We start from the raw sequence: 18,881 nt of genomic DNA, 5'->3' as shown, positions 1-18,881 counted from the left end.
TGAGGGCATAAAAACTTGCCCCCCTACAATTGATGGAGCTGAAAATGAATGTAGAAAACGGAATTCACGACGCGCATTACTATGTGCCAGCCCCTTCGCGCTGGCCTATCGTCGGCTCTGTCGCCTTATTCTGTATGGGGCTGGGGGCTGCGTTTTCCATGAATAGCGTGCCTGCTGGCAACTGGATTTTGTTGCTGGGATTCGCCATTTTAATCTGGATGATTTTTGGCTGGTTTGGCGATGTGGTTAAAGAATCGCAAAGCGGCAGTTATGGTCAGCAAGTTGACTACTCTTTTCGCTGGGGAATGAGCTGGTTTATTTTCTCGGAAATCATGTTCTTTGCCGCCTTCTTTGGCGCGCTATTTTATACCCGCGTGATTTCAGTGCCCGAGCTGGGCTTTTTCTCTGATACCCATACTTTTCTCTGGTCTGGCTTTAAAGAAAGCTGGCCTGCACGCACCGGCCCGGAATCCGCCGCCTATATCCCGATGGGCGCAATCGGCCTACCCGCCATCAACACCGCCCTGCTCCTCACCTCTGGCGCTACGCTGACTTGGGCGCACTGGGGGTTAATGGAAAACAAACGTGGCCAGCTCAAGCTTGGTCTCTTGTTTACCGTGCTGCTCGGCACCTTGTTTTTAACGCTGCAAGCCGTTGAATACCACCACGGCTGGACCGAGCTAGGCCTAAAAATGAGCTCCGGCGCTTACGGTGCAACCTTCTACATGCTGACTGGTTTTCACGGCATGCACGTACTGGTTGGCACCATCATGCTCGCCACCATGTTAGTACGCACCATGAAAGGCCACTTCACTCCCGAACACCACTTCGGCTTCGAAGCCGCCGCTTGGTACTGGCATTTTGTGGATGTGGTTTGGTTGATCTTATTTGTGTTTGTTTACTGGCTATAAGAAAACCCAGATCTTGAACCACAGAGGACACAGAGAACACGGAGTTTCACGGAGGAAAGCAGAAAGGAAGAATCGTTCAAATAGGCTTTGAATAGGTAAATGAACTGTATTTCAAAACCCAGCGATCTGAATTTATATCGCGGTTCATGGCATGGGGCTTAAGAATCCCCTTAAAGCACGCCGAAGCGAGGAACAAGCGGGGTGGGGTTTCGGCGAGGATGTTTGAGCGAGCGAAGCGAGTGAGTCCCGCAGCCGCCACCTCGATTGTCCGCAGTGAGGGGCCCTCGTGCTGGCCGGGGCGGCCTTCTTTTGGTTCTTTTCTTGGCCGTTCAAGAAAAGAACGCCCCCACGGTGGCTACCGTTCCAAAATCACCGTGCCGAAGGCACTTAAATAAGATCTTTTTAGTTAGCGCACAAATAGAAAATGGCGGGTTGCACCCGCCCTACAAAAGCAGTCCAAAAAAACAAAAACACTCATGCATTGGGATGTATCCACCCCATCCCGTAAGCCACCAATAACAAAACAAATAAAGCAATCGACAAGCCCACCCTCAGTGTTAGAGCACGCACCACCTGTGTGGATCGCCCACCGCGAACCAGCTGCAAGAGTGCTCGCCCAAGGGCAACAACAATAACCAAGAGCAGGATGATGGCAACAATCTTCATGGAAAATCCTCCGTTGAATCCCATCTTAGCGCAACGTCGGCTATCTGCGCTTATCTGTTTGGCAATCTTAATCCTCATTACTTTTTGCATGGGCCTATGGCAACTCAGCCGTGCACACGACAAACAAATACTCATTAAGCAACTGGCCGAGCAAGAAGCACTCCCCCCCCTGCCTTGGGCTACGGGCACACCCCCATTATTTCGCCCAATCAAACTGATTGGGCAATGGCTGCCACAAGCCGAAATCCTACTGGATCATCGTATTGAAGCAGGACAAATCGGCTATCACGTCATCACGCCTTTTCAACTGAGCGATCAAAGCATTGTGCTGGTCAACCGTGGCTGGTGGCCAGATACCCAGCCCCCAAAGCCAAGTGAGAACAGCGTAGTGAGCACTCAGCCTTGGCCCCGTTATGTCGAGCTGGCTCATACCCAGCCTACAGAGCATGTCTTTCAGAATATCAATCCAGAACGCTTTGCCGCGTGGAGCAAGCTGCCCCTACCCATTGCCTATGCACTGATACAAACAAGCGAAAAAGGTTTGAAAGTGCAACACAGCCAACCTGCAATTCCTCCCGAGCGGCATCTTGGCTATACCGCCACATGGTGGGGGATGAGCATAGTAGGGATTTTTCTTTGGATTCGCTTTAAACGGGAGACAAGATTATGAAAGGACGCACCGTACTCATCGCATGTTTTATGTTATCCCTGCTGCCCGTATTAGCGGCGCAAGCCGTTTGGCAATGGTGGCGGCCAGCAGGAGGTAATAGCTTTGGCGAGCTACTCGCCACCCCGATCGCATCCCCCGGCCCTTGGCGATTAGCCGCCGCCGATGCAGCTTGCAGCGACGTGCATCGCAAGCTGCTCTTTGCAGCAGGGCAGCTGAGATTAGCGCAAGGCGAAGCCAGCCAGCGTATCGTGCGCGCCAGCTTTTGCCCCTCGGACAATACCGACATCGCCTATCTACCCAACCACGCCCCCAATAGCGGCCTCTACCTGATCGACCCCCACGGCAACGCCGTACTGCGTTATTCCAATGAACAGCTTTCTAGCGACGATGGTAGGCGCAAGGCATTGAAAGAAATTGGGCAGGTTTTGAAAAATAATAAGGCGCTGGGTTGAAGCTGTAGCGAGGGAGAAGCCCTACGGATGCAATGTATTTTGTTTTTAATTAGCAAACCGCAAAAAACATAATGACTACGCTCTCTGCACGGGGCTTTAGAGTCCCCTTGAAACACGCCGAAGCGAGGAACAAGCGGGCGGGGTTTCGGCGAGGACTGTTTGAGCGAGCTTGCGAGCGAGTTCCGCAGCCGCCGCTCGATTGTCCGCAGATGAGGGGCTTTCGTGTTTCGTGGGGTCGCCTTTTTTGGCTTCGTTTCTTGGCGAAGCAAGAAAGGAAGGCCCCGCGGTGGCTACCGCTCCAAAATCAATGTGCTGAAGGCACTAAAAAGGTCTTTTTGATTTTGGTTTACGAGGATGTGGTCAAACCCGCCGAATTTTGCCATTAAATATTACGAGAGTGGCGGGTTTCACCCGCCCTACAGGAGCCACTTAATGAAACCACTCCTCTGCCTCACCCTAATCTGGACTTTTTGTCTGGTCATGCTGGGTGCTTATGTGCGGCTTTCTGATGCGGGCTTGGGTTGCCCGGATTGGCCGGGCTGCTACGGGCAACTGGGCGCGCCGGATGAGGCGCATGAAATTGCCCAAGCGAGTGCGCAATTTGGCGGCGACGTAGAGCCTGCCAAGGGCTGGAAAGAAATGATCCACCGCTATTTTGCTGGCGGGCTGGGGCTGTTGGTGCTGGCGGCGTGCTGCTTGCTCTGGCAAAAACGCCAGCGGCTAAGCCGCCTCAGTATTCTTTTGCCGCTGGGGGTGATTATCTTTCAGGCCCTGCTGGGGATGTGGACAGTCACCATGAAGCTGATGCCGATAATTGTCACCGCGCACCTACTAGGAGGAATGGCTCTACTGGCCTTGCTCACGTGGCTGGCCGCACGCTCTTCCTTCACTCCTCAGCTCCCCAGCCATCTGCGCCCAATTTTAATCATCAGCCTGATTGCCATCGTGCTGCAAATTGCCTTGGGCGGCTGGGTATCGACTAATTACGCGGCACTGGCCTGCAATGGTTTTCCTAGCTGCCAAGGCAGTTTTGCCGCGCCTGCGGGGTTAAGCGAAGCCATGCAGCCGATACGGCAATTAGGCCAAACCAGCAATGGCGAATCGCTGACGATTCATCATCTGGCCGCCATTCACTGGCTACACCGGCTGGGTGCTTTACTGCTACTGGCCTGCCTGAGTGCACTGATCTGGCAGCTGCGTAAAACCAGCCCAAGATGGGCGGGGTTGATTGCAGCGGCGCTGCTGCTGCAAATCTCACTTGGCATTGCCAATGTCTGGCTTGATTTACCGCTGCCACTGGCCGTAGCGCATAACGGCGGCGCGGCAATTTTACTGATGCTGGTGGTTGCGGCATTGGCACAGGTTTTACCAGTTCATCAGCAAGCAACAAACAACGCCTTTAACACCACATCCCCTAAACACTCCGGAGCCTAACCATGCGTACTCTCGCCCTTACCCGCTCCCACGCCCAGCTGACTGAGCTGCTGAAGCTTGGCAAGCCGCGCGTCATTGCCTTGATTGTGTTCTGTGCGGTGGTTGGTATGCTGCTGGCTACACCACAGTTGCCATCCATCGCGCTGCTTTTAGCTGCCACGGCAGGCATCGGCCTCGTGGCCAGTGGCGCTGCCGCTTTTAACTGCCTGATCGAAGTAGAGCGCGATGGCAATATGCGCCGCACTCAGCAACGCCCTCTGGTCAAAGGCTCGGTAAAGCACGGCGACGCCCTGCTCTATGCCCTAATTACCACCGCAGTTGGGCTATGGCTACTAGGCGCTTTTGTAAATATGCTGACGATGTGGCTGACGCTGGCAACGTTCTTTGGCTATGCAGTGATTTACACCCGCTTACTAAAAGCCGCCACGCCGCAAAATATCGTGATTGGTGGTGCATCGGGAGCCATGCCGCCGATCCTGGGCTGGGCCGCCGTCACCGGCAGCGTGCCGCCCGAAGCGATGGTGTTGTTTTTGATTATCTACACCTGGACGCCGCCGCACTTCTGGGCACTGGCCATCTACCGCCGTGATGAATATGCCAAGGCTGGCCTACCTATGTTGCCAATTACGCATGGTTTAGCATTTACCCGATTATCTATCCTACTCTACGCCGCCATCCTCGCCGCAGTCACCGCCCTGCCGGTGGCATTAGGCATGAGCGGCTGGCTCTACGGCATTAGCGTGGCTGTACTGAACGCAGGCTTTTTATCGCGGGCGTTTAAATTATGGCAGGAAGAGGGGGAAGCGGAAGGCGATGTGATTGCGCGGGAGTTATTTAAATATTCGATTAAATATTTAGCGTATTTGTTTGCAGCTTTGTTGCTGGATCACTGGTTAATGGTGTTGGTGGCATAAAGCGCCCTCTCCCCCTGCCCAACCCTATCAACTTCGCCATATATCATGATGTTGCCACACCATGACAAACATTGAATCATCGTAGGGCGGGTGCAACCCGCGTATTTTTCAGCATGACTCGCGGGTTGCACCCGCCCTACGAATAACGTTTTACTTAAGTTGAGAGGATTATCGCCCTGCCCCTCTCCCAAAAAGGAGAGGGGAAACAAGCAACTTAAACCGTCCAGCTCACCATGCCGCTGTAAGCAGTCGCCAATACGATCAAGCCAAAGGCGATCCGGTAATAGGCAAAGCCAACAAAGGTATGGGTAGAAACAAATTTAATCAGCGCACGAATGGCGATAAAGGCAAAAATAAACGAGGCAATAAAGCCCACGGCAAAAACGCCGCTATCTCCGATATCTAACTCATGGCGGTGTTTAAGCAGGCTATAAATCGAAGCCGCACCCAGCGTTGGAATGCCCAAAAAGAACGAAAACTCAGTTGCCGCCTTACGGGAAATACCAAGAAACATTCCGCCGATAATCGTTGCACCAGAGCGGCTAGTGCCGGGGATTAACGCTAAGCACTGGCAAAGCCCTACTTTCAAGGCATCTTTCAGACTTAGATCATCCACCGTTTCAACCACGGGGGTTTTATTCAGCTGGCGTTTTTCAGCCCAAAGAATAATCAAGCCACCAATAATAAACGCCATCGCCACAGGCACAGGCTGAAATAAATGTGCCTTAATGACCTTATTAAATAAGAGGCCAAATATTGCAGCAGGAATAAAGGCAATCACGACGGCCAGCAGCAAATTACGCTCACTACCCGGCTTGCCTGCGCCCGTCAGTGTCTGAGTGATCTTAGCGCGATACTCCCAAACCACCGCCAACATAGCCCCCAGCTGGATAAAGATTTCATAAACGTCGCGCTTTTCCTTGCTCATAAAATTGAGCAAATCACCCGTTAAAATCAAATGGCCCGTGCTGGAAATCGGTAAAAACTCAGTAATACCCTCAACCATGCCCATAATGAGCGACTTAAACAGCAATACGATATCCATTGATAATCTGCCAATAGCCTGAAAAGAGAAATGCATTATATCTGGGCAATCTTATTTACTGATTAAGATCTGGTGTTTATTGAAGGATTTACATTGGAGCCTGTTGGGTTACGCATCAACATTAATCCAATGTCATGCCGCAATCCCCATGCGGCGTAATAAAGCCAAGCAAAAAACGCTTGGCTTTATTAGCGCCCTACGAATGACATGACGATGAAAAATCTAAGCCAAATTAGATTTTCTCTGTGCTCTTTGTGTGCTCGGTGTTCTCTGTGTCTACAGACCTTTTAAAACACCAAATCAAACCGGCAAATGCGCACGCAATCTGCTTGGCAGCCATGCCAAAAGTGGTTCGAAATCGGTTGCGTCCATTAAGTTTTTTAGCGTGAGGCCCAGCTCGGTATCGCCTTCAATACTTAAGCGGCGCTGGAAAAACAGCGTGTCGGGGTCTTCTAGGCGGCGGGCCAGCACTAGGTAATCGGCAAGGCTGGCGCTAAAGGTGACGTCTGCTGCGCCTGCTCCACGCTTAAACCGGCCATTAGCAAAAGACAGCGTTAAGCCTCGGCCAATATCCAACACTTCTAAGCGGATATTTCGCCCGGCCAGCCACGCAAAATCTTCCTCTGGCCACAGCTTGTTTTTGACTAAATTCAGACTGCTAGCAAAAGCAATGGCAAGCGGCGCTTCGGGGAGCTTTAGTAAGACAAATTGATGTAAGCGTTTCATACACATTCCTTTATGCCCGCTTCACCATGCCAATAACCATTCACAAGCCCCTGTGGATAAGCTGTTGAAAAGTCGTGGATAGCATTGGGATAAGTACATTTCTCTGCATAGGCAGCGACCAGCTCAGCCGTGCCGGTGGATTGGGGGCTGATACGCAGATAATCGATGCCCATCTGCGCCATTTGTGGCAATTCGGCATAAAGCGATTGGCAGGCGGAAGACTGAGTTTGAATGCCATTCAGTCGCAAAAATCCTTGGCCCTCGCGGGTAGACACCAGTTGCCCGTCGGCATGATCTAAGCATCGAAACTCGCACGCGTCTTTGCTTAAGCCGTAATAACGCGCGGTAAAGCAGCGGGCCGAAAACGCCAGCGGCAAATGGCCATGTACAAAGATTTCGGTTTCGATGGCGGCCGTTTTCTCGGCCAAAATAGCGGCGATGGTGCCTTGGCTACTTTCTAAAGAGGGCAACCAGCGCATCGCCCCCTGAGCCACAAACCAATCCAAGGCCGCGCCGTTATAAATATTAAGATGTGGGCCAGCTACAAAGCGCATTCCTAAATCTCGCGCCACCTTAACCGCGCCTAAATCATTAGCCTCAATACAGCCGCCCGCCTCGGCCAGCTTTTTTAAGCTAGAAAGATCACTAGCGGATTCCAACAGTGCTTGAGACGAAATCACCACTTCCTTACCTGCTGCACGCAGCTGCTCCGCCACCTCCAGCCAATCCGCGCTGCGCAACTCGTGGCGGCGCGAGCAAACCACCTCGCCCAGATAGATCACATCCACCGGCCAACTCGCTGCCTCGGCGTAGAAATCCAACACTTGCTGCTTAGGCCAGTAATAAAGGATAGGGCCAAGAGAGAGTTTCATTGTTATTCCTAATGGGTCTGCTTTTATAAGCCCATAATTTGTACTTGTAAGGCAGGTAAACCCCGCGAAACGATATAAAAAGATACGCGGCTTGCAACCCAATCCTATCAACATAAGCGAAATGTTTTTTGTAGGGCGGGTGAAACCCGCGAGCGATGCTGAAAAATACGCGGGTTGCACCCGCCCTACGCCTAGACACGAGCTAACTCATCGCCACGGTCTGCTATACGCACCCAAGGTTTGCTGATGTCCTTCGGATACTTTATCCAGCGTGGCTTGCCAAGCGGGTTTGACTGAATAGCGCGGGTCGGCCGAGGCGTCGATCGCCATACGTAAGGTCTTGGTCACCTCGCTCACGTAAGATGGGCTGCGCTGGCGGCCTTCTACTTTGATGGCCGCCACGCCGATACGTATCAGCTCGGGCAAGATCGAAAGGGTGTTCAGGCTGGTCGGCTCTTCCATGGCGTAATAGGTATCGCCATCGACTTCAAAGCGCCCCTTGCATAGCGTGGGATAACCCGCTGGCTCGCCTGCTTCGAAACGATCGATCAACACGCCATTTAAACGGGCATCCATACGCTCACCTTGTTTTTCCCAGCGTACAAAATGCGCAGGGGAACATACACCGTGGGTGTTCGGCGATTGGCCAGTCACATAGCTAGATAAAATACAGCGGCCTTCGGCCATCACACAGAGGCTGCCGAAACCGAATACTTCGATTTCTACCTTGGTGTTTTTAATCACGTATTCAACTTGCGGCAGGGTCAGCACGCGCGGCAGCACGGCACGGCGCACGCCAAAGCACTCGTACGCTAAATTAATCGCTTCAAAATTAGTCGCCGAGCCTTGCACCGATAAATGCAAATGCAGATGGGGATGAGTGCGGTAGGCGTATTCCAATAGCCCCAGATCAGCCAGAATCACCGTATCAGCACCCAAATCTACCGCTTTATCGACCGAAGCACGCCAATCCGCAATCCGCCCTGCTTGGGCGTAAGTATTAATTGCGATTAATACTTCACGGTTTTTAGCATGGGCATAACGCACGCCCTCGCTAAGCTGCGCATCGCTAAAATTAAGGCCTGCAAAGTTTCTGGCATTGGTAGCGTTTTTAAAACCGAGGTAAACCGCGTCAGCACCTTGGTCAACGGCAGTTTTTAAAGCAGGCAAGCTGCCCGCTGGGCAAACAAGTTGGGGCAGGGCCATAAGCACCCCCGAATGATAAACATAGGGGAGCTTAAAGAGAGATGGCGTAGTGCTTTTTAAGCTAAATCAAACAAAGCCCACAATGATGGACAGAAAAAAGCGTGCGGCCACCAAAAAGTAGCAACGCACGCACCGTACCCACACACAGAGAGTCTGTTCACAAAGCCCACACGCTTTATGACGACTTTTTAATCATAGTGCACTGCAATATATTTTGCCTTAATCGAGATCAATTTTGCAAAAATAAGCAAAATTCTCGTATAAAACATTGAAAAACACCATTTACTGCATTTTGTAGGCATTTGCTTCGCACTACGCACAATGCATAGTGCCATAATTCCCAATTGGCAGACATGCGACTAAGGTTCATGCTGCATGTTATTCCCGCTGGGGCACAAGCCCAGCAACGAAAACCAACAAACAAGGATGCTCAAAATGCAAATTGCAATGATTGGCCTCGGTAAAATGGGCAGCAATATGACACGTCGTTTGGCCGCTGGCGGAGCCACCGTATTTGGCTTTGACGTAAGCGCCGAAACACGTACCCAGCTTGCCGCTGAACACGCCAATATCCGCAGTTTTGACTCCGTAGCCAGCCTGATCGCAGAAATGCCAAGCCCGCGCGTGGTATGGATGATGCTGCCAGCGGGTGAAATCAGCGAAACCATGTTTGGCGAGCTAACCGCACTGATGGCACCAGGTGATTTGATTATTGATGGCGCAAATGCCATGTATAAAGACTCACAACGCCATGCAAAAGAACTGAACGCCCTAGGCTTTAAGTTTATGGATGCAGGCGTATCAGGCGGCGTATGGGGCTTAGCTAACGGCTACACCATCATGATTGGCGGCGAAAAAGACGCATTTGCGATGGCCGAGCCTTTCGTTAAAATCTTGGCCCCAGCATCAGATCGCGGCTGGATTCACGCAGGCCCAGCAGGTAGCGGCCACTATGTGAAGATGGTTCACAACGGTATTGAATACGGCATGATGCAAGCATTTGCCGAAGGCTTTGCCCTCTTGGAAGCCAAAAAAGAACTGAATCTTGATCTGGCTGAAGTCGCTGAAACATGGCGTCATGGCTCCGTGATCCGCTCTTGGCTACTCGACTTAACTGCCGACACGCTGAAAAACGACACCAAGCTAGACGACATCCAACCCTTCGTTCCTGATTCAGGCGAAGGCCGCTGGACCGTGCTAGAAGCCGTAGAACTAGGCGTTCCTGCTCCGGTTATTGCAGCGTCGCTATTCCAGCGCTACACCACCCAAGGCAAAGGCGATTACGTCGCTAAATTGCTATCGATGATGCGCAACGCCTTTGGCGGCCATCATGTGGCCAAGAAGTAAAAGCTGCACTAAACCCCGTCTTTTTAAGGCGGGGTTTTTTTATAGGTCCCGTAGCATAAAAATCTCACAAGAGTGATGCCCCGTCTTCCCCATAGGCTGAGCAATCTGCCTAAAGCCCATTTTTGTATACAGGGCCAAAGCAGCGGGCAAGCTAGCCGTCGTTTCTAAATAACACTGCCGATACCCTGCCTGCTTAGCAAAATCACACGCCATCATCAGCAAACGCTTGCCCAGCCCCAAGCCTCGGCAATCATTCAATAAATACATCTTCTGCAACTCACACACCGATGCATCTGCCCCGGCCAGTGGTGCAATCCCTGCCCCACCCAATAAAGCCCCCGACTCTTTTTGAATCACCCAATACGCCGCCCCAGCCTGCTGATAGCAAGGGTAAAGCTGATCCAAATGCGGGTCTGCCACGCCATACCCCTGCTCTTCACTCAGACCATGCTCAGCAGACACCTGCCGAATCACCGCCGCAAGCGCCGAATTATCCACCTCTACCATCAAGCGAATTTGATAGCCCCGCTGTGCACGCGCCGCGTTTAAAGCCTGCCGGTATAAATCTAAGCCCGCCTGTAAGCGCTGCTGCTCCGCCGAATCGAGCTGCTGTAAAACACATTCAATTTCTACATCGTATTCAGCATGTACGGCACGCAAAACATCCCGCCCAGCCAAAGTTAAAGCAGCCTGCTTGCTGCGCTTATCACTAGCATGGGCCTGCCATTGAATCAGCCCCTCTTCCGCTAATTTTTGCAGTGTGCGGCTGATATTAGATTTATCGATCCGCAGACGCTCAGCCAATTGCAAATTGGTCTGCATTGCTTGCTCCAGCTCGATCAAAATATGCGCCTCAACTGGGCTAAGATCGACCTTGCCACATTTTTTAGAAAACACGCCCAATTCACGGACAATATCCCGCGATAAGGATCTTAATGATCTTGCATTCATACCAGCTCAAAAGTAGTTGCGTTTTACAACTATATTTCACTCCTTAACAAAATACAATAAGCAACAGTTTTTTACATCTCGCTTACCCCAATATATTTAAACAGCATAGCCACGTAAATTCATCGCTAATCCCTCAATAAATAAGATCTCCGCCCCATGTCTAATCCAATTCGTACCGCCATTGCTGCGCTATTTATTGCAGGCTCCGCATTAAGCCAGGCTAATAATTTAGTGATAGAAGCCAATACAATGGATAGATCGGCTGATCCTTGCAGTAATTTTTATCAGTATGCCAATGGAAAATGGCTGGAGGATCATCCTGTGCCTGCGGATCGTGCTCGCTATGGGGCTTATGATGAAGTTTCTGAACGCAATCTCACCGCGCTTAAACATATTATTGAAACAGCGGCGAAATCAAATAGCAGCAACCCTTCTACACAAAAAATCGGAACATTTTATTTAAGCGGAATGGATGAAGCGCATTTAGAGGCTGAGGGTGCTAAACCATTGGCGGCGCGTTTAAGCCAAATATCTGCAATAAATACCCAACAAGACTTAGTGCGCGTCTTAGCCCAATTGCATAAAGAAGGAGTTAATCCCTTATTTAATTTTTATGTCGGCCAAGATGCTAAAAATTCGCTGCGTTATATTGTCGATTTATCTCAGGGTGGCTTAGGATTACCAGATCGTGATTACTATTTAAAAACCGACAGCAAACACAAGAAATTACGCCAACAATATAAAGCGCATTTAATAGAGATGTTTGGTTTATTAGGCGATAGCCCGAAAATAGCAGAGAAAAATACCCTACGTATTTTACGTTTAGAAACAGGCCTCGCCAAAGTATCGATGACTAAAGTTCAGCAGCGCGATCCTGAAGCCACTTACCATTTACTGAAAATTAAAGACTTGCAAAAATTAAGCTCGCATTTTGCTTGGCAAGCTTATTTTGCAGAGCTGGGCATAGACGCGCCCAATGAGCTGAATATTTCCCAGCCTAAATTCTTTGCCCATATTAATAATATGCTTAGCGTCATACCGATGGATGATTGGAAAACCTATTTACGCTGGCATTTGGCCCACAGCCGCGCCCAATATCTATCGACTGATTTTGTAAATGCCGATTTTTCTTTTTATAGCCAAACACTATCGGGCGCAAAAGAATTACGCCCTCGCTGGAAACGGGTATTAAAAAGTTTAGATCAAAACTTAGGTGAAGCATTGGGTGAACTGTATGTAGCGGAATACTTTAGCCCCGCCGCAAAAGCCGAGGCACTGGAAATGGTCGGCAATATTAAATTGGCGATGGCTGAACGTATTCAGCAGTTAGACTGGATGGGGGACGCCACTAAGCAAGAGGCATTAAAAAAACTAGCCAAGGTTGTAGTTAAAATCGGTTATCCAGATACTTGGCGTGATTACAGTAGTTTGCAAATAGATAAGCAATCTTATGTTGAGAATATCAAGCGAAGCAGTGAGTTTGAATTCAAACGCGAGCTAGCCAAGCTGGGTATGGAGATTGATCGCAATGAATGGGGAATGACGCCTCCCACCGTAAATGCCTATTACAATGCCAGCATGAATGAAATGGTTTTCCCTGCTGGCATATTGCAAGCGCCATTATTTCATGTAGGGGCCGATACCGCAGGCAATTATGGCAATACAGGAGCCACCATAGGCCATGAGCTTATTCATGCTTTTGACGATGAAGGCAGCCAGTTTGATGGCGATGGTAATTTAAAAAGCTGGTGGACAACCGAAGATAGAAAAAACTTTACCGCTCGTGTTAGCCAAATCGAAAAGCAATTCAATGAGTTTAATCCCATCGATAAACTATTTATCAATGGAAAACTCACTGCGGGTGAAAATATTGCAGATTTAGGCGGGCTTAAAATTGCTTTTCAGGCATTAAAGAAATCACTACTTAATAAGCCTGAGCCGACGCTAATTGATGGCTTAACGCAAGAACAGCGTTTCTTTGTCGCCAATGCACAAAGCTTTAGAAATAATACCCGTGCAGAAGCATTACGCCTGCAAATACTCACCGACCCGCACGCACCAGAAAAATACCGTGTTATTGCTCCATTTGCCAATATGCCAGAATTTGCTAGCGCATTTTCCTGCGGTAAATCAGCATTAAGAAGCGAAGAGAAGCGGGTTAATATTTGGTGATTTAAAGTATAGGGTGGGCAAGGCGATTTACCTTGCCCATGCATGCGGGAGCTACAACTATGCTACTGATTAATGAATTTTCCGCGTGGGCACAAAAACGTGCCCACTTTAAAGCTTAATTAAATAAAATACGTGGGCTTTATTCACCCTACGAATCTCATCTTAATGCTGCAAATTCTGCTCTACATATGCATTAAGGCTATTTAATTCGCTTTTATTCAAAAATGGCAATTGCGACATAATATGCGCCAGCGCCGAGCTATCATTCAAGCCAAACTCGGAGGATTGAATTAACACCGTGCCTTGCCCGCTAAAATCAATCTGCTTTTCTTCGCCCGATAATGTGATATTGGTCATTGCACCAACTGCCGACAATACGCCGGTGACATGCTCGTAATCATAGCGATAAGAAGGGCTAGGGCAATCTGCCCAGCCTAGAATAGCTTGCTCATCAACGCGGCATGGCAAATCTAAAAAGTGCACGGGGCCATTGCTTGAGGCAATTAATTTACCATTCCCCATTAAGGTTAGAAAACCTGGCATGGTTGATTCTTGGCAAATAATGTTTTTACTAAAGCCCAGTAAATGGCTGGCCTTTATCGTCATATTGGCGTCTTCAAGATCGTAGCAGGCGATATCATTACCGTTATCCCCCAAAATCAACTGTCCACGGCCTTTGGCCACGATAAAATTGTTGATATATAAAGGGGAATTAAATGACTCTTTTACTAAGATATCTAGCAGGCTTGAGCCTAGCGATTCAAATTGTAGCTGCCCATAAAACGCAATCATTTTTCCTTTACGGATAAAAATCTCATCGGCCACATCGACTACAAAGGCAAAGCGATTTAGATTATCGTTTTTAGGTAAATTACTCGGATTGTAGATAGTCATTATCTTTCACTCGCCTGAATATAAACCGTACCCTGTCCCATAAACTTCACTTGGTAGGATTCGCCCGAAGCCTGCCCAACAAAAGTTTTCCAATTTAAATCGGTCACAATCGTAGAAGTCAGATTTCCTTTGTGGCCAATATAGGCATTAGGATCGACAAATACCGGCTGCTCTGCGCTAACTTGCAAGGCAATCGCATTACCATCCGATAAAATCGCCATTTCACCCGTGCCTTGCAAGGTAGTGGTAAACAAGCCCTGCCCACTCACCGCGCCGCGCACCATGCTCTGCACGCCACCCTGATTGCCCAAAAACATTGTGCCAACAGTGAGCCGTGAATCGTAGGCGAGCAGCGTTTCGCTCTCTACATACACCATCTCATTATTCACCTGGATAATGCTGACAAATAAACCATCGTAGGCGTAATAAACCTTGCCACTACCCTTGGCAATCATGAGCGCATTGCCTTCATTGGTGGCAGTACGCATGGCTAAATCCTGCACATTCCCGCCGCCCAGAAAGGAGCGGGCAAAGTTCACCTTGCCCTGATACGAGATCATTGAGCCTTTCTTGGCAAACACTTCCTCGTTATTCAGGGTGATTTCAATCAGTTTTTCATTAATTTGTGTATATGAGGGCATCGCTCAATCCTTAAAAATTGCTGTCTAAATTTATCGTTCAGCAGGCTGGATATACACCACGCCCTGACCGGTAAACTTGAATTGATAAGATTCGCCCGATGCCTCGCCCACCATCGTTCGCCAGTTCACATCAAACACAAATTCTTGCGAGATATTGCCCTTGTAGCCAATAAACGCATCCGGATCAACAAACAGCGGATAGCTTGGCCCTACTTCCAGCGTGATCAGATTGCCGCGCGAGATCACCGCGATATTGCCGCTGCCTTCTACCGTCGTGGTAAACAAGCCCTGCCCCGATGCCGCGCCGCGCAGGCCAGCAAAAGAGGTGTTGGTTTTAAGGCCCGAGTCGTAAGCCAGCAAGCTGCTGCTTTCAATAAAAAGTTTTTCATTTGCTAGCGGAATCACCGCAATTTCGGCCGCATTATTGGCAAAAAATACTTTGCCCGTGCCGCTGGTTTGCATCAGCGACATGCCTTCGTTGGTGACTTTGCGCTTCAGTGCACCAAACAGCCCTTCGCCGCCCAAAATGGCCTTTTCAAACTTCATCGAGCCAGTGTAGGCCACCATCGAACCGGCAATCGCCATTACCTTTTCGCTCTGCAGATCGACTTCTAATAAGCGATCTGAATTGATTCTGAAACTGCTCACAGCACTTCTCCCAATTTTATCAACAGAGCAAACAGGCTCTAGTCGCCTAGAGCTGTTGTAAAAAATCCGTTAAACATGATTCACACGGCATAATACTGGGTTTTATACTGGTAATTTGCAAGATAAAAGTAAGTAAATTATCTTAAAATACTGTGTTTAACTTACTTATTTTCAAACACAAGTGGAATTGCGGCTGTAATAAAATGGTTTTTAAAACAAAAAAACCTGCCGAAGCAGGTTTTTTTAATATTTAAATAGTTATTTCAAATCAAATTCGGCTTCATTAATACCCAGCTCGCGGCAAATGGTAATCACCATTTTCTGCTCATTAGCATCAAAATTGCCATCCGCAGCACCGATCACGCAGCAAACGCGAATCATCAGCTTGCAAGCATCGGGATTGCTTTTTAATTTAGCAATTATTTTCAATGCTTCTGCTTTACCAATTTCATAATCAAAATCAAATTTAGCCGCAATTTTATTAAATGAATCAATCACATCTGCCGAATCAAATACTTTTAATTCATCTGAATTGCTGATATAGCCCAGCATCTTTCTTTTTTCTTCTGGGCTAATGCTGCCATCACTGGTGGCAACCAAAGCGCATCCAGCAACCACGGCATTTAAAAAATCTTTATTTTTAAATTTAGTCACTTCATTGCTCAGCATATTGCTGGCGTCTTGACCCATCTTTTTGATCGAATCGAACAAACCCATTGTCTATCTCCTGATGCAATTAGATTAACTGAATGATAAGGATATTACCGCTAAGCCTTGTCAGATCATGGCCGATACAAATAGTTCAGAATATACGCCACAAACAACTGTCTTCCTCAGTAAACAACAAGATAGATAATTAATCCAGCTTTAAAAAAGCCCCGCAGCAATGAGCTCGGGGCTTCACGGATAAAGGAGCTGAATTACTCAGCACTTCCTTGTTCATCGGCACGAGCTGCTGCTGCCCGCAGCTTATCTTTTTTACTCATTCGCACCCCCTTCACACCACCCGTATTGTCGGCCACAGGCATGCTCGTTAATTTAGCTTCAAAGCCAGCAATCACTTCACGGCTTAGGCGGATATTCTGGCGGGTTTCGATTAGGCGAAAATGCGCTTCGGTAGCAGCACTCACTAGGCTAATCGCCGTGCCACTCGCGCCATTACGGCCGGTGCGGCCAATGCGGTGGGTGTAATCAACGGGTGAGCGAGGCAAATCATAATTCACCACAAACGGCAAGCCATCGATATCGATACCACGGCCAGCCAGATCGGTCGCCACCACCACTTGCAAGCTGCCCGACTTAAATTCGGCCAAAACTTGATTGCGGCGACCTTGGCTAAATTCACCATGAAAAGGCGCGGCGTTAATGCCTTTGGCGTACAGCGTATTGGCAAGCTGCTCGCTGCCATGCTTGCTGGCCACAAACACCAGCACTCTTTGCCCTTCTATCTCTTTGATCAAATGCACAAGTACATCGGCACGGCGCTCTGCATCCACAAAAATCGCCCGCTGCAAGATATCTGGCTGATTAATTTCTGTAGCCGCAATCATCACCCGCGTTGGATTATTTAATATGCCAGTCGCCAGCGCGTTGACATCATCTGGAAAAGTTGCAGAGAAAAACAGGCTTTGGCGTTTAGCAGGTAACAGCGCCAAGATGCGGTTAATTTCGACAGCAAAGCCCATATCTAGCAAGCGATCGGCTTCATCTAGCACCAAGGTATTAAAAAACTCCGGCCGAACCGCGTTTTTGTCGATTAAATCCAGCACGCGGCCAGGCGTCGCCACCAGCACATCGGCACCACCGCGCAGCTGCATCATTTGCGGATTAATCGCCACACCACCAAATACCGTTGCCAGCTTGATCGGCTTAGTTAGATTATTTTTGCTTAAAGCCGCCAGCAAGCCCTTGATCTCTTCCCCCACCTGCACCGCTAACTCTCGCGTTGGCACCAGAATCAGCACCTTGCTACTGCCCGTCGTCATAAGATGCAGCAGCGGCAAAACATAAGCAGCCGTTTTGCCCGAACCCGTAGCTGCCTGCGCCAAAACATCCTCCCCCCACAGCACAGCAGGAATCACCTCCGCCTGAACCGGCGTTGGAGTGATATAGGATTTTTTGCTAGCAGCAAGTAAAACAGCGGGTGACAGACCCAGAGCGGAAAAGGACATGATGGGCCTTAGATAATATTTCTGACGGGTGCGAAGTATAAGCGAGATGGGGGGAGCTGTCCCCGTGCATAGGACAGGATGCAAGAGTGGGCAAGCCTTTGTGCCCATCATAGGCATCGAGTTAAGACAAAAATAGAGTAGAAAAACCGGTTTTTATAGGGTGTGCAAGTCGTTTTTCTTGCGCACCGTTTTGTCGTAGCAACGACTACGTCGTTGTACTCCCTATAAAAAAGGGGATTCACTCAATAACAAAAGCATAAGTTAATCCATGTCGGGCTGGTAAAGCTTTAACTTAAGCTACCGTTTTATAGATTCTCATCCTAATTACCTTGAATTATCAATTTTTCATAAATTATGGCTTTAAGATAATTGCAAATAATCAGGCGTTCCAGCTCAAACCAAAGTGCCGAATAATTAACTCAGCCGACTCGGCGGGTGATTGGTTTTCTGTGTTGATGACGACATGCCTTGCTGGATAGGGGAAATCATTGCATGAATTCATTTGATACTTTTCATCCGCTTCGGCGTGAAACGCTTTGGCGCGCTCCACATCGTGCTTGCTCGGCTTAAGAGCAAGCCGCAGTGGCGTTCCTTCGCGGGCAACTCGCGTTTCCAAGCTGGCGATCAGCTCCACAAAAAACACGCGCTGTCCCTTAGCTTCAAATAGGTCAACGAGCTTTGCCACAAAGCAATTGTCCTTTGCCTGATCAAATACCCAAAAAAACGTGAAGATGATCGAAGGCATGATGGGCTGAGCCAATGCTCTCGTCATTAAGGACAGACGTATCTCATCAGCAGCTTCGCCATAGGCCTCGGTTCCCCAGCCGAACAACGCTGCCGCAGGCTCTGCCGTCATGTGATTGTGAAAGAAACGAAAACCTGTGCTTTGGCTCAGGGCCAAACCGACTGCGGCCTTACCTGACGCAGGAGGACCGATGATGATGATGAGATCTGGCATGGCTTGAGTCCTCTAACAAAATTGGGCATGTTTTATCTGCCCAACACATTCCCATAAATAAAAATATTGAGTAGATAGAGCTTGAGCCCGATAGTCATCCAGCTAAGGTCCTTTCATACCGCAAACCGTAGGGCGCAATAAGTCTGAGGCTTTATCCAGACGCATTGCGCCGTGCATTCAACCACCATGTGGCGTAATAAAGC

Annotated in this window: 19 protein-coding genes; 7 read left to right on the top strand and 12 right to left on the bottom strand. The window is 49.1% G+C overall.

Annotated elements, in window-relative coordinates; genetic code table 11:
• Positions 1-44: 44 nt before the first annotated feature.
• A complete protein-coding gene (locus ACFQNF_RS04320; protein ID WP_380186371.1) occupies positions 45-911 on the top strand; it encodes a cytochrome c oxidase subunit 3 in 867 nt (288 codons plus the stop codon).
• A 474-nt stretch (positions 912-1,385) separates the two neighbouring features.
• On the opposite strand, the gene ACFQNF_RS04315 is transcribed toward ACFQNF_RS04320, so the two are convergent.
• Positions 1,386-1,577 (bottom strand): twin transmembrane helix small protein, encoded by a 192-nt coding sequence (locus ACFQNF_RS04315; RefSeq protein ID WP_380186369.1) that lies wholly within the window; start codon positions 1,575-1,577, stop codon positions 1,386-1,388.
• Between ACFQNF_RS04315 and ACFQNF_RS04310 the strand changes: the two genes are divergently transcribed.
• The 4 genes from ACFQNF_RS04310 to cyoE all read left to right on the top strand — a co-directional run bounded on the left by ACFQNF_RS04310 (position 1,576) and on the right by cyoE (position 5,047).
• Positions 1,576-2,247, top strand: coding sequence for an SURF1 family protein (locus tag ACFQNF_RS04310; RefSeq protein WP_380186367.1), 672 nt, complete (start codon positions 1,576-1,578; stop codon positions 2,245-2,247). The genes ACFQNF_RS04315 and ACFQNF_RS04310 overlap by 2 nt on opposite strands.
• A complete protein-coding gene (locus tag ACFQNF_RS04305; RefSeq protein ID WP_380186365.1) occupies positions 2,244-2,699 on the top strand; it encodes a hypothetical protein in 456 nt (151 codons plus the stop codon). Before ACFQNF_RS04310 ends, ACFQNF_RS04305 begins: the two co-directional genes overlap by 4 nt.
• Positions 2,700-3,131: 432 nt before the next feature.
• The gene (locus ACFQNF_RS04300) at positions 3,132-4,133 is read left to right on the top strand and encodes a COX15/CtaA family protein (protein WP_380186363.1); all 1,002 of its coding nucleotides are present in this window, start codon (positions 3,132-3,134) and stop codon (positions 4,131-4,133) included.
• 2 nt (positions 4,134-4,135) lie between these two features.
• Positions 4,136-5,047 (top strand): heme o synthase, encoded by a 912-nt coding sequence (cyoE, locus tag ACFQNF_RS04295; RefSeq protein WP_380186361.1) that lies wholly within the window; start codon positions 4,136-4,138, stop codon positions 5,045-5,047.
• Between the two features lie 214 nt (positions 5,048-5,261).
• On the opposite strand, the gene ACFQNF_RS04290 is transcribed toward cyoE, so the two are convergent.
• From ACFQNF_RS04290 to ubiU, 4 genes are all read right to left on the bottom strand, one after another.
• On the bottom strand, positions 5,262-6,092 hold the full coding sequence (locus tag ACFQNF_RS04290; protein ID WP_046353595.1) for an undecaprenyl-diphosphate phosphatase: 831 nt from the start codon (positions 6,090-6,092) through the stop codon (positions 5,262-5,264).
• A 300-nt stretch (positions 6,093-6,392) separates the two neighbouring features.
• Entirely contained in the window at positions 6,393-6,818 is a 426-nt protein-coding gene (gene ubiT / locus ACFQNF_RS04285) for a ubiquinone anaerobic biosynthesis accessory factor UbiT (RefSeq protein WP_380186359.1), read from the bottom strand.
• Positions 6,815-7,690 (bottom strand): U32 family peptidase, encoded by an 876-nt coding sequence (locus ACFQNF_RS04280; RefSeq protein WP_380186357.1) that lies wholly within the window; start codon positions 7,688-7,690, stop codon positions 6,815-6,817. The genes ubiT and ACFQNF_RS04280 overlap by 4 nt, the downstream gene beginning before the upstream one ends.
• A gap of 207 nt (positions 7,691-7,897) precedes the next feature.
• Complete coding sequence (gene ubiU / locus ACFQNF_RS04275) at positions 7,898-8,896, bottom strand: ubiquinone anaerobic biosynthesis protein UbiU (protein ID WP_380186355.1); 999 nt, start codon at positions 8,894-8,896, stop codon at positions 7,898-7,900.
• Between the two features lie 375 nt (positions 8,897-9,271).
• On the opposite strand from ubiU, the gene gnd reads away from it, so the two are divergent.
• Positions 9,272-10,243 (top strand): phosphogluconate dehydrogenase (NAD(+)-dependent, decarboxylating), encoded by a 972-nt coding sequence (gnd, locus tag ACFQNF_RS04270; RefSeq protein ID WP_380186353.1) that lies wholly within the window; start codon positions 9,272-9,274, stop codon positions 10,241-10,243.
• Between the two features lie 39 nt (positions 10,244-10,282).
• Here gnd and ACFQNF_RS04265 read toward each other — a convergent pair whose 3' ends face one another.
• Positions 10,283-11,194, bottom strand: coding sequence for a bifunctional helix-turn-helix transcriptional regulator/GNAT family N-acetyltransferase (locus tag ACFQNF_RS04265; protein WP_380186351.1), 912 nt, complete (start codon positions 11,192-11,194; stop codon positions 10,283-10,285).
• Positions 11,195-11,350: 156 nt separating this feature from the next.
• Between ACFQNF_RS04265 and ACFQNF_RS04260 the strand changes: the two genes are divergently transcribed.
• Complete coding sequence (locus ACFQNF_RS04260) at positions 11,351-13,366, top strand: M13 family metallopeptidase (RefSeq protein ID WP_380186349.1); 2,016 nt, start codon at positions 11,351-11,353, stop codon at positions 13,364-13,366.
• 162 nt (positions 13,367-13,528) lie between these two features.
• On the opposite strand, the gene ACFQNF_RS04255 is transcribed toward ACFQNF_RS04260, so the two are convergent.
• From ACFQNF_RS04255 to ACFQNF_RS04230, 6 genes are all read right to left on the bottom strand, one after another.
• A complete protein-coding gene (locus tag ACFQNF_RS04255) occupies positions 13,529-14,260 on the bottom strand; it encodes an AIM24 family protein (RefSeq protein WP_380186347.1) in 732 nt (243 codons plus the stop codon).
• Positions 14,260-14,901, bottom strand: a complete 642-nt coding sequence (locus ACFQNF_RS04250; protein ID WP_380186346.1) for an AIM24 family protein — start codon at positions 14,899-14,901, stop codon at positions 14,260-14,262. Before ACFQNF_RS04250 ends, ACFQNF_RS04255 begins: the two co-directional genes overlap by 1 nt.
• Positions 14,902-14,931: 30 nt before the next feature.
• Positions 14,932-15,549, bottom strand: a complete 618-nt coding sequence (locus tag ACFQNF_RS04245; protein WP_380186344.1) for an AIM24 family protein — start codon at positions 15,547-15,549, stop codon at positions 14,932-14,934.
• 258 nt (positions 15,550-15,807) lie between these two features.
• Positions 15,808-16,266, bottom strand: a complete 459-nt coding sequence (locus ACFQNF_RS04240; RefSeq protein WP_046353605.1) for a tellurite resistance TerB family protein — start codon at positions 16,264-16,266, stop codon at positions 15,808-15,810.
• A 203-nt stretch (positions 16,267-16,469) separates the two neighbouring features.
• The gene (locus ACFQNF_RS04235; protein ID WP_380186342.1) at positions 16,470-17,720 is read right to left on the bottom strand and encodes a DEAD/DEAH box helicase; all 1,251 of its coding nucleotides are present in this window, start codon (positions 17,718-17,720) and stop codon (positions 16,470-16,472) included.
• Between the two features lie 379 nt (positions 17,721-18,099).
• Positions 18,100-18,678, bottom strand: a complete 579-nt coding sequence (locus ACFQNF_RS04230; RefSeq protein ID WP_380186340.1) for a P-loop nucleotide/nucleoside kinase family protein — start codon at positions 18,676-18,678, stop codon at positions 18,100-18,102.
• Positions 18,679-18,881: the final 203 nt, after the last annotated feature.

The sequence above is a fragment of the Iodobacter arcticus genome, from assembly GCF_042664895.1.
In the GTDB taxonomy this organism is placed as follows: Bacteria; Pseudomonadota; Gammaproteobacteria; order Burkholderiales; family Chitinibacteraceae; genus Iodobacter; species Iodobacter arcticus.
Note: the sequence above shows the minus strand (reverse complement) of the source record. Positions and strands in the feature narration are given on the sequence as shown.